This is a genomic window from Halomonas sp. LBP4 (genome assembly GCF_003202205.1).
Classification (GTDB): Bacteria; Pseudomonadota; Gammaproteobacteria; order Pseudomonadales; family Halomonadaceae; genus Halomonas; species Halomonas flagellata.
On the sequence record NZ_PDOG01000001.1, the window covers coordinates 1287240 to 1302798 of the forward strand.

At 67.9% G+C, this 15559-nt stretch carries 14 protein-coding genes and 1 riboswitch; of the genes, 3 read left to right on the plus strand and 11 right to left on the minus strand.

From position 1 onward, the window contains the following. The coding region (locus CR157_RS22795; protein WP_219999884.1) for a hypothetical protein at window positions 1–182 on the minus strand (182 nt) is incomplete at its 3' end. Next, a riboswitch (FMN riboswitch) is annotated at window positions 180–357 on the plus strand. Its footprint overlaps the gene before it by 3 nt. Before the next feature lie 72 nt (window positions 358–429). On the opposite strand from CR157_RS22795, the gene CR157_RS05925 reads away from it, so the two are divergent. Then, complete coding sequence (locus CR157_RS05925) at window positions 430–909, plus strand: 6,7-dimethyl-8-ribityllumazine synthase (RefSeq protein ID WP_110282557.1); 480 nt, start codon at window positions 430–432, stop codon at window positions 907–909. A 182-nt stretch (window positions 910–1091) separates the two neighbouring features. On the opposite strand, the gene CR157_RS05930 is transcribed toward CR157_RS05925, so the two are convergent. The 7 genes from CR157_RS05930 to CR157_RS05960 all read right to left on the minus strand — a co-directional run bounded on the left by CR157_RS05930 (window position 1092) and on the right by CR157_RS05960 (window position 9831). Further along, on the minus strand, window positions 1092–2051 hold the full coding sequence (locus CR157_RS05930) for a D-ribose ABC transporter substrate-binding protein (RefSeq protein ID WP_110282558.1): 960 nt from the start codon (window positions 2049–2051) through the stop codon (window positions 1092–1094). 71 nt (window positions 2052–2122) lie between these two features. After that, window positions 2123–3226, minus strand: a complete 1104-nt coding sequence (locus tag CR157_RS05935; protein ID WP_110282559.1) for an ABC transporter permease — start codon at window positions 3224–3226, stop codon at window positions 2123–2125. A 27-nt stretch (window positions 3227–3253) separates the two neighbouring features. Further along, the gene (locus CR157_RS05940) at window positions 3254–4795 is read right to left on the minus strand and encodes a sugar ABC transporter ATP-binding protein (protein WP_110282560.1); all 1542 of its coding nucleotides are present in this window, start codon (window positions 4793–4795) and stop codon (window positions 3254–3256) included. A gap of 32 nt (window positions 4796–4827) precedes the next feature. Next, a complete protein-coding gene (locus CR157_RS05945) occupies window positions 4828–5424 on the minus strand; it encodes a DUF2291 family protein (RefSeq protein ID WP_258364073.1) in 597 nt (198 codons plus the stop codon). Window positions 5425–5541: 117 nt separating this feature from the next. Then, entirely contained in the window at window positions 5542–7116 is a 1575-nt protein-coding gene (locus tag CR157_RS05950) for a glycerol-3-phosphate dehydrogenase (protein ID WP_110282562.1), read from the minus strand. A 35-nt stretch (window positions 7117–7151) separates the two neighbouring features. Beyond that, on the minus strand, window positions 7152–8768 hold the full coding sequence (locus CR157_RS05955; RefSeq protein ID WP_110282563.1) for an FGGY-family carbohydrate kinase: 1617 nt from the start codon (window positions 8766–8768) through the stop codon (window positions 7152–7154). Between the two features lie 79 nt (window positions 8769–8847). Continuing rightward, entirely contained in the window at window positions 8848–9831 is a 984-nt protein-coding gene (locus tag CR157_RS05960; RefSeq protein ID WP_110282564.1) for a sugar-binding transcriptional regulator, read from the minus strand. Window positions 9832–10018: 187 nt separating this feature from the next. Here CR157_RS05960 and CR157_RS05965 point away from each other — a divergent pair, with 187 nt between their 5' ends. Both CR157_RS05965 and CR157_RS05970 read left to right on the plus strand, forming a co-directional pair. Beyond that, on the plus strand, window positions 10019–10813 hold the full coding sequence (locus CR157_RS05965; protein ID WP_110282565.1) for a hydroxypyruvate isomerase family protein: 795 nt from the start codon (window positions 10019–10021) through the stop codon (window positions 10811–10813). 42 nt (window positions 10814–10855) lie between these two features. Beyond that, a complete protein-coding gene (locus CR157_RS05970) occupies window positions 10856–11629 on the plus strand; it encodes a triose-phosphate isomerase (protein WP_110282566.1) in 774 nt (257 codons plus the stop codon). A gap of 97 nt (window positions 11630–11726) precedes the next feature. Here CR157_RS05970 and malG read toward each other — a convergent pair whose 3' ends face one another. From malG to malE, 3 genes are read right to left on the minus strand one after another with little or no spacing between them, the layout of a single operon-like run. Next, window positions 11727–12617 (minus strand): maltose ABC transporter permease MalG, encoded by an 891-nt coding sequence (malG, locus tag CR157_RS05975; protein ID WP_110282567.1) that lies wholly within the window; start codon window positions 12615–12617, stop codon window positions 11727–11729. Window positions 12618–12628: 11 nt separating this feature from the next. Then, the gene (gene malF / locus CR157_RS05980) at window positions 12629–14218 is read right to left on the minus strand and encodes a maltose ABC transporter permease MalF (protein ID WP_110282568.1); all 1590 of its coding nucleotides are present in this window, start codon (window positions 14216–14218) and stop codon (window positions 12629–12631) included. 50 nt (window positions 14219–14268) lie between these two features. Continuing rightward, a complete protein-coding gene (gene malE, locus CR157_RS05985; protein ID WP_110282569.1) occupies window positions 14269–15459 on the minus strand; it encodes a maltose/maltodextrin ABC transporter substrate-binding protein MalE in 1191 nt (396 codons plus the stop codon). Window positions 15460–15559 lie beyond the last annotated feature (100 nt).

The following is a 15559-nucleotide window of genomic DNA, read 5'->3' on the forward strand; positions in this document are numbered from 1 at the left end:
AGCAGGCCGAACGGCTGCTGACCCGGCGGGCCACCTGATACCGACATCGAGGATCCGGCCAACGCCGGATCCTCGATGTCGAGAGCGGAGAGGCTAGCGGCGCCAGGCGGCGCCGCATACAATGGTTCGACCGTGGCCAGGCGCCGATCGGTGAAATCCGACAGGCGCCTGGCCGCGGTCATTGTTCTCAGGGCGGGGTGAAAGTCCCCACCGGCGGTGATGGCGGCTTTCGCCTCAGCCCGCGAGCGCCCGGGACGGCCGGCGTACGGTTCCCCACCGACGCGGCCGCGACCGGGGTCAGCAGATTCGGTGCGATTCCGAAGCCGACGGTGATAGTCCGGAAGGAAGAGAACGGCTCCATTGACGGGTGCTTGCGCCCGGCGATCGGTCCCGCTTGCCCTGATTCTGGTGATATCAACGAGGAAAACCATGAATCAGTCCACCCCCAGTCACGCCCCCCGCATCGCCTTCATCCAGGCCAGCTGGCACGACGATATCGTCGGTCGGGCCCGCGAGGCGTTCACCGCCACACTCGCCGAAAGGCACGGCATCGAGGCCGAGCGGGTCGAGGTCTTCAGCGTCGCCGGCGCCTACGAGATTCCCCTGCAGGCCAAGCTGCTGGCCAACAGCGGTCGCTATGCCGCCATCGTCGGCGCCGGCTTCGTGGTCGATGGCGGCATCTATCGCCACGACTTCGTCGCCCAGGCGGTGATCGACGGCATGATGCGGGTCCAGCTCGACACCGAGGTGCCGGTGCTCTCGGTGGTGCTCACGCCGCACCACTTCCACGAGCACGCCACCCACACGGCGTTCTTCCATGAGCACTTCGTGACCAAGGGCCGCGAGGCCGCCGACGCCTGCGTCATGACACTGGAGAACCACCGCCAGGCCCGTCGACTGGGCGACTGACGCACGCTGCAGCGTTATCTCAACGACACTGCCCGGCCTTGCGCCGGGCAGTGTCGTTTCGGTGGCATCGCCGAGATGGGCCTCGAGATCACCAGCCCGACACACGCAAGCGCCGCCGGGCGGAGCCGGCGGCGCAGAGGGGAGGAACGGCGGAGGCGGGGAATGCCGCCTCCGGGGGCGCGCTATTGTTGCGCGAGCACGAAGGGAGCGGTGTACCGATCCACATTGTCCGCGGTGACGAGGAAGCAGTCGAAGAGCTGTTTCTCGCCATCGAGGCCGGTTTCACCGGTGCGGATGAACTGGTCCGCCAGGCGAACCGCCTGCTCGGAGAAGATGGCCACCGGCTGCAGGACCGTGTAAGCCATCTCGCCGGCCTTGACCGCATCGATCGCGTCGGGTGAGCCATCGAAGCCACCGACGACCACCTCGTCGAGCTTGCCCGCCTCCTTGAGTGCGGCGATCGCGCCGAGCGCCATCTCGTCGTTGCCGCTGATCACCCCGTCGATGTCGGGATTGGCCTGCAGCAGGCTCTGCATCTTGTTGTAGCCCTGGGTGCGATCCCAGTTGGCGACGTCCACGCCGACCCGTTCCAGGGTCGGGTACTGGCTGAGCACGGTCTGGTAGCCGTTCGAGCGCGTCGCGGCATTATTGTCGGAAGGCGCCCCCTTGAGTTCGACGTACTTCGCCTCGTCGCTGACGTTCTGCACCCACTGTTGGGCGCCCAGGGCCGCTCCCTGGGCGTTGTTGGACACCAGTTGCGCCTCGGCCAGCCCCTGCTGGTTGATCTCGGCATTGACGATGAACACCGGGATCCCGGCGTCGACGGCCTTGCGCACGGCGCCGATGGAGCCGTCGGCGTTGGCTGGGTCGAGGATGATCGCCTCGGCCTGGTTGGTGATCGCGGTATCGATCTGCCGGCTCTCGGTATTGGTATCCCCCTTGTGGGAACTCACGTTGGCCTCGTAGCCCAACTCCTCGGCGGTCTCCCGGGCGATCTTGCCCTCGGTGAACCAGTAGGGGTTGGAGTTATCGTTGACGATGATCGAGATGAGCCCCTTGTCCTGGGCCGCGGCGGCGCCGGCGAAGAGCGGCGCGCTTACGGCGAGGGCGGCGATCAGCAGGTGCTTTCCAGTCTTGAACATGGTGGACCTTCCTTACTGTTGTGGTTGTGATGCCGAAGACTCGGCTGGTTTGCCACAGCGGTCGGCGCCGGTCAGGCCGCGGCACGCTGTGGCGAGGAAGACGTCTGAGCGCCGGAAGGCGCCGGGCGCGGCTTCTTGCGGCCCTTGTACTGAATGCTGTTGAGCAGCACGGCGAGGACGATGACGGCGCCGGTGAACACGGTCTGCCAGTAGGACGAGACGCCGATGATCACCAACCCGTCGGACAGGAAGCCGATCACGAAGGCCCCGAGCAGGGTGCCCCGCACGTTGCCGCGGCCGCCGGTCAGCGCCGCACCGCCGATGACCACGCCGGCGATGGCGGTCAGTTCGTAGGTGGTGCCCGCCGTCGGCCCCGCCGAGGTCAGTTGCGACGACAGCACCAGGCCGGCGATGGCGGCGCAGATCCCCGACAGCACATAGACCGACACCTGCACGCGCTTGACCGGTACCCCGGACAGCTCCGCCGCCCGGGCGTTGCCGCCGGTGGAATAGACCCAGCGGCCGAAGGGGGTGCGCGACAGCGCCAGCATGGCGGCGATGGCCACGGCCGCCAGGATCAGCACACCGACCGGCACGCCGAACAGCCGATTGAAGCCGAGCCAGTCGAAGCCGGTGTTGCCCAGCTCCGGGCTGCCGCCGAGGTTGTTGAAGGTGAGGCCGTCGGTCATCAGCAGGGCGACGCCGCGGGCGACGTAGAGCATGCCCAGGGTGGCGACGAACGCCGGCACCTTGAAGAAGGCGATGAGCACGCCGTTGATCGCGCCGACCAGGGCACCCAGGGCGCAGGTCAGGATGACGACCGCCCACACCGGGGGATACACCACGACGCCGAACACTTCGAACGACACCCCCTGCATCAGGAAGCCGGCGAAGACGCCCGCGAGTCCCAGCGTCGAGCCCACGGACAGGTCGATGCCACCGGTGAGGATGACCAGCAGCATGCCGATGGACAGCAGGCCGAAGATCGCCACATGCGATGACATGGTCAGGAAGTTGTTCGCCGAGAAGTAGACCGGCGACAGGATCGAGAAGATCAGGATGATCGCGATCAGGGCGAAGAATGCCCTGCCCTCGAGCAGCAGGCGTCCCAGGTCGAAACCGCCACCGGACGCTCCCGCTCGGGCGCCGTTTTGAGCTTGGCTTGAGTTGGTCATTGTTGTGTACTCCGCTATGAAGGGGGATCAGGCGGCCACGGCCTCACCCGAGGCGGCCATGATGTCTGCCTTGTTGACGTCGGCACCGAACTCCGCGGCGATCCGGCCGCGACTCATCACCACCACCCGGTGCGCGATGCTCAGGCATTCGCCGACCTCGGAGGTGGTGAAGACCACGGCCAGGCCCTGCCGCGCGCCCTCGCTGAGCAGCCGGAACACCTCGGCCTTGGCCCCGATGTCGATGCCGCGACTGGGCTCGTCGAGCAGCACGACCCGGGGGTGTGTGGCCAGCATCTTGCCGATGACGACCTTCTGCTGGTTGCCGCCCGACAGCGAGCCGATCTCGGCCCCGCCGCCGTCGGTCTTGATATGCACGTTGCGGATGGAGTCCTCGACGACCGCCCGCTCCCGCCGGCGCGAGGTGAAGAGCCACCGGGTGAAGGCGCCGATACTGGCCAGCGAGAGGTTCTCGCCCACCGACATCGTCTGCACCAGCCCGTCGCGCTGGCGGTCCTCGGGCACCAGCACCAGGCCCTGCTCGATGCGCTCGGCGATGCTCAGGCGCGAGACGTCTCGGCCCTCGAGCACGACACTGCCTCCCGTCAGCGGGATACGGCCGGCGACGCTCTCGAGCAGCTCGGTGCGCCCGGCGCCCATCAGGCCGTAGAGGCAGACGATCTCGCCGGCCCTCACGTCGAGGGACAGCCGGTCGACGGCCGACCGATCGGGCACCGTGGCGTCCGGGACGGACACCTCGCGCAGCGACAGCGCGACCTCGCCCATGGGGTAGCCGCTGGGCGGCGAGCCGAGGTCGAAGCCCTCGCCGACCATATTGCGCACGATCCACTCCAGGTCGATGTCCCGGCGCGGGGCGTAGGCCGTCATGCTGCCGTCGCGCAGCACCACGGCATGGTCGGTGATCTGCAGGGCTTCCTCGAGGTGGTGGGAGATATAGACGATCGAGACGCCACGGCTCTTGAGGTCGCGGATCACCCGGAACAGCACCTCGACTTCCGAGGCGGAGAGCGCCGAGGTCGGCTCATCCATGATCAGGATGCGCGAGTTCGCCGACAGCGCCCGGGCGATCTCGACGATCTGCTGCTGTCCCAGGCGCAGGTCCTCCACCGGGGTCAGCGGATCGATGGGCTCGTCCAGCTCCTCCATCAGCCGACGCGTCTGGCGCTCCTCCTCGGCGTAGTCGATGCCGGTCGGTCCTCCCAGCTCGCGTCCCATGAAGAGGTTGTCGCGCACGCTGAGGTTGGGGGCGAGACTCAGCTCCTGATGGATGATCGAGATGCCGAGACGCTGCGCCTCGGTGGTCGAGGCGACACTCACCGGCCGGCCCTCCAGGAGGATCTCGCCGGAGGTCGGCTGCAGCACTCCCGAGAGGATCTTCATCAACGTCGACTTGCCGGCCCCGTTCTCGCCGAACAGGGTGGTGACCTGGCCGCGATGGATATCGAAGTTCACCGACTTCAGGGCATGGACATTGCCGAAGGACTTGGCGATATGGCGTGCCGAGAGGATGACCTCGTCGACGCTGTCTTGTTCTTGATATGTCTGGTTCATGGCATGCTCATCCGTCTTTGAGTATCTCTGGCTCACTGCACATCCAGCCGAACGGGCGTCACGAGCCAGTTGTGCGGATTGATCAGCTTGAAGACACCGCTGACCGAAACGGTCTTGCCGGTCAGCTCCCCGGTGTCGATATCCGCCAGCACCTGCGCCTTCATCTCGTCGTTGATCGCCGCAGCGGCGTCCTGGTACTCGATCTGGTTGGTGAACTGGCCGAATCGAATGGTGCCGGTGGCGTCCCGCAGGTCGGTGCCATTGATGGCCGGCCCGGTCTGGACCCGGATCGTCAGATCGTCGGGAACGCCGGCGACATCGACCGTATAGATCCCGGCCTTGCCCTCGCCGACCACGCCGGAGAAGCTGACGGGGACCACCGGGCCGATGCCGGCCGGCACGCCATGGCGCTCGCCGGCCGCCGTCTTGTCCTCGGCGATGGCGGCCGCCAGCTGGCCGGCCTCGACGGCGCGCTCCTCGACGCTGGCCCGAACGATGGGGAAGTGTTCCGCGCCGAAGCGTTCGGCCGAGAAGCCGTCATCAAGGAGCTCCGCTTCCGAGCCGATCGTCACGACCCGGGTGTCCAGGGCCATGGCGCCCAGCAGGACGACCGCGATGCCGATGGCCACGGCGAGGCCACGCCCCTTCCCGGGACGCGGCAGTGGTATGGCATTGACTGATGCATTCATGGTGAAAAAACCTCTTGTTGTTGGAATCTCTGCGTTGGCGCAAGCGTCGAGCCGGGCTCAGGAGGTGGCGACGCTGTCGGTCCTGGCGTCGGCCCTGGCGCCTGGGGGCGCGTCGACCTCCCGCCTCACCCAGGCCGCGACCCGCTCGACCTCCGCCTCGCTCATGACCAGGTAGAGCTTGGTGCGTCGCTCGAGGATGTCCGCGGCGCTACGCGCCCACTCGTGATCGACCAGATAGCGCGCCTCGACGGCGTAGAGGTCGGCCCCCAGGTGCTCGCCCAGGTCCTGGTAACGCCGGGCCTCGCCGAGGATCCGCCGGGCGAGGGTGCCGTAGAGGCGGGCGTAGCGGGTGGCGGTGGCCTTCTCGAGCCAGGGGTAGTCGCGCTGGAGTCCCTTGAGGAAGGCCGCGAAGTCGGCTCCCGGCATGTCGCCGCCGGGCAGCGGCGCGGTCGCGTTCCAGGTCTTGCCCATCGCCGGGAAGTAGGGGGCGAGCCTTTCCAGGCCGTGCTCGGCGAGCTTGCGGTAGGTGGTGATCTTGCCGCCGAACACCGACAGCAGCGGCGCCTTGCCGCCCGCGTCGGCGACGTCGAAGACGTAGTCGCGGGTCACCGCCGAGGGGTTGTCCTGGGAATCATCGAACAGCGGCCGGATGCCGGAGAAGCTGGTCAGGATGTCGTCCTCGGTGTAGGGCGTCTTGAAGTAGCGATTGACCACGCCGAGCAGGTAGTCGATCTCCTGCTGATCGATGGCCACCCGGTCCGGATCGCCCTCGTAGAGGATGTCGGTGGTGCCTACCAGCAGCTTGTCGCCCTCGTAGGGGTTGACGAAGATCACCCGCTTGTCGTCGTTCTGCAGCAGGTAGGAGTTGGCGGTGGCATACCGCTTGGGCAGCACGATATGGCTGCCCTTGACCAGCTTGACCCTGTCCTTGCCGCCCTGGTCGAAGGCGCCCTTGAGGACGCTGTCCACCCAGGGGCCGGCGGCGTTGATCACAGCCCTGGCGGCGAGGGGGGTGATCTCGCCGCTCTCGGTGTCGGTGAGCTCGACCTCCCAGTGATCGGCCAGTCGGGTTGCCTTCGTACAGGCGGCACGGGGGTAGACCCTGGCCCCGAGACGCGCGGCGTCGAGCGCATTGAGCACCACCAGGCGGGCATCATCCACCCAGCAGTCGGCGTACTCGAAGCCCTTGGGGTAGTCGTCGCGGATCGCTTCGCCCTCCGGGCAGGTACGCAGGTCGAGGCCGCGGCTGCCGGGCAGCAGGTCGTCCTTGCCGCCCAGGTGGTCGTAGAGGAACAGGCCGGCGCGAACCAACCAGGCGGGCCGCTGCTCGGGGCTGTGGGGCAGCACGAAGCGCATCGGCCAGATGATGTGCGGCGCCTGCTTGAGCATGACGCTGCGCTCCTTGAGGGCCTCGCGCACCAGGCGGAACTCGTAGTACTCCAGGTAGCGCAGGCCGCCGTGGATCAACTTGCCGCTGCGCGACGAGGTGCCCTGGGCCAGGTCGTCCTTCTCGCACAGGGCGACGGACAGGCCGCGGCCGGCGGCGTCCCGGGCGAAGCCGGCGCCGTTGATGCCGGCCCCGATGATCAGCAGGTCATAGAGGGGCCGGGGCTGGGCGGATGAGTCGGACATGCTTGCCTCCAGGTCGGGGAATAACGTGAACCGCTTCAGCGCTCGGCGTTGACGCGCTCGAGATGGCGCCAGAAGCCGTCCGAGTTGGTGTGGGAACGGCGGTAGACGCCGAACAGCCGCTCGTAGAGGTTCTGCAGGGCGGGATCGGGCGCCACGCACTCCTCGGCCAGGAAGGGGGTCACCCAGGTCCGGCAGGCCTCGGCCAGGTCGCGGTGGTGCCCCAGGCACAGGCTCGCCACCATGGCGGCGCCGGCCGCACCGGTTTCGCCCCGGGTCAGGGTGCGCACCGGCACGCCCATCACCGAGGCGAGGATGGTGCACAGCGTCTTGCTCCGGGCGGCGCCGCCGGTCAGCCGCAGCTCCTCCGGGTGAGCCTCCAGGGCGTGGTAGCAGTCGCGGGCGGCGAAGGCGACGCCCTCGTAGATGGCCCGCGCCATGTGCAGATGGTTGACCTCGGTGGAGAGTCCCAGGAACTGGGCCCGGGCGCGGGGGTTGAAGAAGGGGCCGCGTTCGCCGTTGGCGCAGATGAAGGGGTGATAGATCAGCCGCCCCGGCTCGGTGGTGGCCAGCGCCGCGTCGAGCCGCGGCAGCAGCCCCTCGGCGGTCAGTGGCGCCTCGCCCAACGCCTCGAGCATCGCGTTGAGCCCCTTGAGGAACCACTCCAGGTTGAGGGTGGCGGCCATGTTGGAGCACAGCTGGACCCAGGTGTCGGGCGCCACGCAGGGCATGGTGTAGCAGGACTGGTTGCTGAGCACGATGTCGCGCGGGTCCTCGCGCACGCAGAGGTGGGCCCCGGTGGTGCCGATGATGCTGCAGGCCACCCGCTTGCCGGGTTCATAGACGCCGGCCCCCAGGCCGGTGGCCAGCATGTCCACCGGCGCCAGCACCACCGGGGTGCCTTCGGCCACGCCGATCTCCCGGGCCACCTCGGCGGTGAGGGCGCCATGTTCGCGGCTGCCGTCGACGATCCGCGGCAGACGCTCGCGGTGCCTGGCCAGACCGAATGCCTCGAGCACGGCATCCGAGTAGTCGCCGCTGCGGAAGTCGCCGTAGGTCCACAGCGCCTCGGCCGGGTCGGTGGCACGATCGCCGGTCAGGCAGAAGTACAGCCAGTCCTTGCAGTGGAAGATGGTGGCCGCCGCGGCGACGCGCTCGGGCTCGTGACGTTCGAGCCAGCTCAGCTGGCCGCTCTGGATCGACTGGTTGAGCCCGGTACCGGTACGGCGATAGGTCTCGGGCCCGGTGCGGGTCGCCCGCCAGTGGGAGACGATGTCGCTGGCGCGGCTGTCGAGCCACAGCAGGGCATCGCCCACGGGTCGGCCCTGGTCATCGATCATCCAGGTGCCGTCGCCCTGGCCGGTCACCGCAATGGCGGCAAGCCTCGAGATGAGTGCCGGGTGCTCGGCGAACAGGCGCTGGAGCGTGGCCCGGGCCGTCTCCCAGGTGCCCGGGAGACTCTGCTCGACGCCCCCGTCGGGGCGGGTCTCGAGCCGATTCTCGCACTGGGTCTTGGCCAGTTCCCGGCCCTGGCGATCGAAGGCCACCGCCTTGATCACCGAGGTCCCGGCATCCAGGCCGACGATCACGTCATCGACATGGGGCCTCTCGGGGGCAGGGTGGAAAGCGTGAGCGCCGCCCTCGTTGTCGGCCATGGGCGTGTCTCCTGGTGTTGTCGTTGTCGTTGTCGTATTCGTTTTCGCTGTCGTGATGGCGCGAGGCGGGCCTGGCGTGCTAGGTCTCGTCCTCGTCGAGCAGCGCGAGCACCTCTCGGGCGACGACCTCGTCGGTGATCAGCCCCTTGAGCAGCCCGCTGCGCAACACCGAGAGGGTGGCGCGCACCTTCTCCTCGCCCCCGGCGACGGCGACGATGTGATGGTCGCGCAACTGCTCGAGGCCGAGCCCCAGGGTGCGACCGTTGATCTCGCAATCCACCCGGTGGCCCTGGGCATCCAGGAACTGGCCCAGCAATTCCGCCTCGGCGCCGGCCTCGTGCAGCCGGCGGGCATCCTCGGCGTCGATCTCGCCGAGCTCCATCAGCAACGAATGGCCCTGCGATGGCACGGCCCCCAGCCCCACCATGGTCAGGTCGGCGGCCGTGGCGATATTGATCACGTCCTGGACGCTGCGCTGCTCCATCAGCACCCGCTTGTGCTCGGCGGTGTCGGCGAACAACGGCACCGGCAGCAGGTAGCCCTCGCCGCCGGTCTTGTCGACCAGGCGATGGATGACGTCGTAGGGGTTCAGGGCCATCTTGCGCACCACGCTGCCCAGCACGGGGACCATCTTGAGCCCCGAGCAGTCCATCTGCGGCAGGCAGTTGACCATCTCCGACAGGCTGCGGCCCCAGCCCAGTCCCAGCACCTCGACGCTCCTGGCATCCAGCCGGCTCTTCAGGTAGTAGGCCGCGGCCATGCCCAGATTGGCGAAGGGGTTGGCGCCTTCCTCGGCGGGCATGGCGGGCACCACCGAGCACATCTCGAGGTTCATGCGCCGCTTGAGCTCGTCTTCCAGGGTCAGCAACGCCTCGGGCGAGCCCTGGATGAACACCTGCACCGCGCCCATCTCGTGGGCCGCGGCGATCAGCCGGTGCACCTTCATGCGCGACACCCTCAGGCGCTCGGCGATCTGCGCCTGGGTATAGCCCCCCACATAGGAGAGCCAGGCCGCCCTCAGGGCCAGGTCGTTCTCGCTGTGACTCGGCGAGGTATTTTTCATGCTTCACTCCGGTTTTGATATTTTGTTCGTTCGCTGTTAAAAATAACGCTAGTGGAGGTTTTCTGGGCTGTCAAGACATTCCCCTGTCCTGGGCATCCCCTGCGGAAGCCTCGCGCTAGCGGGCCTGATGACGCCACGCCGTGGCGGGCCCGGCCCCACACCGACAACGACAAAGCGGGAGGTCAGCGTGCTCAAGCTCGCCGCCAATCTGACGTTCATGTTCACCGAGGTGCCCTTCCTGGAGCGCTTCGCCCGGGCCCGTGCCGCGGGCTTTCGCTACGTGGAGTTCCACAATCCCTACCCGTTCTGCGAGCGCCTCGAGGACATTCGTGATGCCGCGACCCGGGCCGGCGTGGCGATCATTCATTTCAACCTGCCGGGGGGCGACTGGGAGGCGGGCGAGCGCGGCATTGCGGTCCTGCCCGAGCGCACCGCCGAGTTCCGCGAGGGGCTCGACACCACCATCGAGATCGCCGGTCGGCTGGGCTGTGGCCAGCTCAACTGCCCGCTGGGCTACCCCCGCGATGACCTGTCCGGGGAGGTGCAGCACAGGACCCTGATCGACAACCTGCGCCATGCCGCCGAGGCCACCGCCCGGGCCGGCATCCGCCTGCTGGTGGAGCCGCTCAACCCCATCACCCACCCCGGCTATCCGCTGGTCAACACGGCCCAGGCGGTGGCCCTGCAGGACGACGTGGACCACCCCAACCTCTTGATCCAGTACGACTTCTATCAGATGCAACGCGCGGAGGGGGAGCTCGTCGAGACGGTCCGTCGCCACAACGGACGGATCGGCTTCATCCAGCTGGCGGACACCCCGGGACGCCACGAGCCGGGCACCGGCGAGATCAACTACCGCTTCCTGTTCGCCGAACTGATGCGCCTGGGCTTCGATCGTTACATCTCGCTGGAATACAGCCCCAGCGGCAGGACGGAAGACTCGCTGCAGTGGATTCGCGACTACGGCATCCGGCATGCCTGAGCCAGGCATCGACCGACACACCGACAGCATGAGGAGCACGTCATGACGACCCCTTTCTGGGTAGGCACCAGCTGGAAGATGAACAAGACCCTGGGCGAGGCCGCCGACTACTGCGCCGCCCTGCACGACGCCGAGCTGCTGCGCGACCCGCGGCTGCAGGGCTTCGTGATTCCGCCCTTCACCGCGCTGAGCGAGGTGTGCCGGGCGCTGGCCGACACGCCGGTGATGGTGGGGGCCCAGAACATGCACTGGGCCGATTCGGGCGCCTACACCGGGGAGGTGTCGCCGCTCATGGTCCAGGATTGCGGCGCCGATATCGTCGAGCTGGGGCACTCCGAGCGGCGCGAGTCCTTCAACGAGACCGACACGGCGATCAACCGCAAGGTCAAGGCCGCCCTGGCCCAGGGGCTGCGCCCGCTGATCTGCGTGGGCGAGACCGCCGAGGAGAAGGCCCAGGGCGTGGCCGCCGACACCGTGATCCGCCAATGCCGGATCGCCCTCAGCGGCGTCCCCGTCGAGGTCCTGGACCGCGTGCTGATCGCCTACGAGCCGGTCTGGGCCATCGGCGAGCACGGTACCCCGGCCACGGCCGAGGACGCCGGCTGGATGCACCGCCGGATTCGCGAGGCGCTGCCGACGACCGCGCAGGGCGCTCCCCTGCCGGTGCTCTACGGCGGCAGCGTCAACCTCGACAACTGCGCCGAGCTCGCCGCCCTGCCCGAGGTCGCCGGTCTCTTCATCGGTCGCAGCGCCTGGCGGCCCGAGGGCCTGCTGGCGATCACCGAGCGGGCCCTCGCGGCCCGTCCTGATGCCTGAAGCCCCGTCTACCTCCCATAAAAAACCCCGGCTATCCGGCCGGGGTCGAGCAAGGCTCTGCTCAGGACGAGGAAACAGTCCGGTTCATGCCATGGCCTCAGCCCTTGACGCCACCGGCGGTCAGCCCGCCGATGATCCAGCGCTGGCAGAGCAGGAAGGCCGCGGTGATGGGCAACCCGGAGAGCACCGCGGCGGCGGCGAAGTCGCCCCAGCGCTGGTTGTGCTCGGCCAGGTACTGCTGGGCGCCCACGGCCAGGGTCAGCTTGTCCTCGTCGAGCAGCAGCACCGAGGCCATGGGGTACTCCATGATCGACATGATGAAGGCGAGGATGAACACCACCATCAGGATGGGTACCGAGAGCGGCAGCAGAATGTGGCGGAAGGCCTGCCAGGTGCTGGCGCCGTCGACCATCGCCGCCTCCTCCAGGGAGCCGTCGATGGACTCGAAGTAGCCCTTGATGGTCCAGATATGCAGCGCCACCGCGCCCAGCGAGGCGACGATCAGCGCGCCGTGGGTATTGATGCCCAGCCAGGGCACCAGTTGCCCCAGGCGGTCGAAGAGGGCGTAGAGCGCCACCAGCGACAGCACCGCCGGGAACATCTGGAAGATCAGCATGCCCTTGAGGATCGGCGCCTTGCCCTGGAAGCGCATCCGCGCGAAGGCGTAGGCGCTGGTGGTGGAGAGCGCCAGGATCATCAGCGACGACACCACCGCCACCTTGACCGAGTTCCACAGCCACAGCAGTACCGGGAACGGCGGCTGCACCACGCTGCCGTCGGCGCGCTCCCAGGGAATGCCGAAGGCCAGCGCCCAGTGCTCCAGCGAGAAGCGCTCGGGAATCAGGCTGCCGGTGGCGAAGTTGCCCTCGCGGAAGGAGATCGAGATCACCAGCAGCAGCGGGAAGACCACCAGCGATACGAAGCCCAGCAGGGCGAGGTGGGCGCCCAGCTTGCGGGCGCGGATGGAACGGGGTTGAACCATGGCCATGAGTGTGTCTCCTAGACCTTGACCTTGGACAGGCGCAGATTGAGCCACGACAGCCCCACCACCAGCAGGAAGATCAGGGTGGCGATGGCCGCCGCCAGGCCGAAGTTCTGGCCGGCGTCCTGGAAGGCGATGCGATAGGTGTAGCTGACCAGCAGGTCGGTGGTACCCGCCGGGGTGCTGGCGCCGAGGATGTCGGGGCTGCCGCCGGTGAGCAGGGCGATCAGCACGAAGTTGTTGAAGTTGAAAGCGAAGGCGGCGATGAGCAGCGGCGTCAGCGGCTTGAGAATCAGCGGCAGGGTGATCCTGAACAGGTTGGTCAGCGGTCCGCCGCCGTCCACCGCCGAGGCCTCGTAGAGGTCGCGGGGGATCGACTGGATCAGGCCCATGCACAGCAGCAGCATGTAGGGGTAGCCGAGCCAGGTGTTGACGATCAGCAGCATGCTGCGGGCCAGCGCCGGGTCGGTGAACCAGGAGGGGCTGATGCCGAAGAGGTTCTCCAGGATCAGGTTAATCTCGCCATGGTTCTGGTTGAACATGCCCTTGAAGATCAGGATCGAGATGAAGGCCGGCACCGCGTAGGGCAGGATCAGCAGGGTGCGATAGATCGCCTTGCCGCGCAGCTGATCCCACTGCAGCAGCGTGGCCAGCACGAAGCCCACCGCCAGGGTGAAGGCCACCGTCAGCCCGGCGAAGACGAAGGTCCAGACGAAGATCTGCAGAAAGGGGCCGCGGATGTCCGGGTCGGTGAAGATCCGCGTGTAGTTGTCCAGGCCCACGGCCACCGGCCAGCCGGGGGTGAGGCGTTCGCCGTCGTCGGTGACGAAGAAGCCCGTCTCTTGATCAGCGGTCAATAGCCGGTCGTCGCGGCGATCGTAGAGCGAACCGTCGTCGCGGGCCTCATAGCGGTCGAGCATCGGCGCGAAGCTTCTCATGCCCGCCATGCGCAGCTCGACCCCTTCCGGCGTGACCAGGGTCAGGGCCTGCAGGGTGCCGCGTGCCGTGATGACCTCGCGCATGGCCAGTGGCTCGGCCTGCGGCGGGGCTTCCACGGGCTGGACGCCGATGGTCCGCGCCTCCTCGTTGGCCAGGTTCAGCGGCGAGGTCACGAAGCGCCGCTGCCCCGCCATGGCCTCATCCAGTTCGCTGCTCGCCTCCGCCTCCAGATAGAGCCGGACGAGATCGCCTTCGCGATGCAGGGCGAAGGAGAAGGCAGCCCCCTCCTCCTGGTAGCTGCGCGACATCAGTTGGGCCCGCACCCGCTCCTCGCTGAGCAGGTTCTCGGAGCTGTAGTTGCTGAAGCTGATGCCGATGGTATACAGCAGCGGGAAGATCACGAACACGCCCAGCCCGGCCAGCGCCGGGAAGATATAGCGATGGCTCATCAGGCTGCGCCGGGTGAACACCACGGCGAGCGAGGCACCGAGCACCAGGAACAGCAGGGCGAACATCCACTGGCCGTTGAGGTGGAAGGCCAGTACCAGCCACATCAGCGAGATGACGAGGGCGGCGACCAGGGCGCGGGCCGCCCAGCGGGAGTAGCGTTCACCGAGGTGGCGCGAGCGGTGCCGCGGCAGGCCCCGGGAGGCGTTGGTGATGTACATGACGACGGTCCTGCGAAGGGGCCGGCGGCGTGGGCCGCCGGCGGGTGGGCTTACTGGCGCATGCGACGGGCGGCGGCGTCCAGCGCCTCCTGCGGGGTCTGGCGGCCGCTGCCGATGTTCTGCAGCGCCGGCTCCATGGCGGCCCAGAAGGCACCCATCTCGGGGATGTTGGGCATCGGCACGCCGAGCTCGGCGTTGGCCAGGGTGGCGGCGATCTTGGGGTCGCTCTCGAGGTCGGCCTGATAGGCGCGGTGAGCCACGGCGCCCAGCGAGCCGTCGCTATTGAAGGTGCGCAGCCCCTCCTCGTCGAGCAGGTAGTTCTCGAGGAACTCGATGGCCAGGAAGTCGTTGGGGGTGGCCGAGTTGAGCATGGCGGTCATCACCCCGAACATCGACTTGGCCCGCTCGTCGTCCACCTTCGGCAGCAGCGCCACGCCGAAGTCGATGCCGCTCTTCTCCAGGTTGCTCCAGGCCCAGGGGCCGCTGATCATGGTGGCCACCTCGCCGCGGTTGAAACGGGTATCCGTCACGCTGTAGTCGGTGCCCTCGGGCAGTGCCCCCGACTCGATCAGCTCGAGGAGCAGCTCGGCGCCCTGGATCGCCCCGGCGTTGTTGACGCCGATGTCGGCGACATCGAAGCCCGCCTCGGTCTGCTTGAAGGGGTAACCGCCATTGGCGGCCAGCAGAGGCCAGCTGAAGTAGGGCTCGGCGTAGTCGAAGAGGATCGCCTTCTTGTCCTGCTCGGCGAGTTCTTCCTCCAGCGCCATCAGCTCGTCGAAGCTCTCCGGTGCCTCGCCGACCAGCGCCTTGTTGTAGATCAGCCCCAGCGACTCCACCGAGATCGGGTAGCCGTAGGTCTCGCCGTTCCAGACCACGGCGTCCCAGGTGAAATCGAAGTAGCGTTCGCGGTAGGCGTCGGAGGGCGCGACGGCCTTGAGCAGCCCGCTCTGGGCCCACTCCCCCAGGCGGTCGTGGGCGAAGATGACGATGTCCGGTCCCTGGCCGCTGCCGGCGGCCTGCTGGAAGCGGTTGGTCATGTCGTCGGGGTGGATGATGTCGATGGCGATGCCGGTGTCGGCGGTGAAGCGTTCGGCTACCTCGCGGATGCCCTGGGGCCCCTTGTTGTCGCCGATCCAGATGGTCAGGCGGTCGTCGTCGAAGGCCAGGGCGGGCGTGGCCAGGCCGGCGACCAGCGTGGCGGCGACCAGGGGGAGCAGCAGATGGCGGCGTGATGGGGTCATGGTGACTACCTCCGGTTGTTGTTATCCGATCGATGGGCCGGCGCACGGCCGGCGTGGACTGGCGGACCAGGCTAGCCTCGCCAATCGTCGCGGCGAGGGC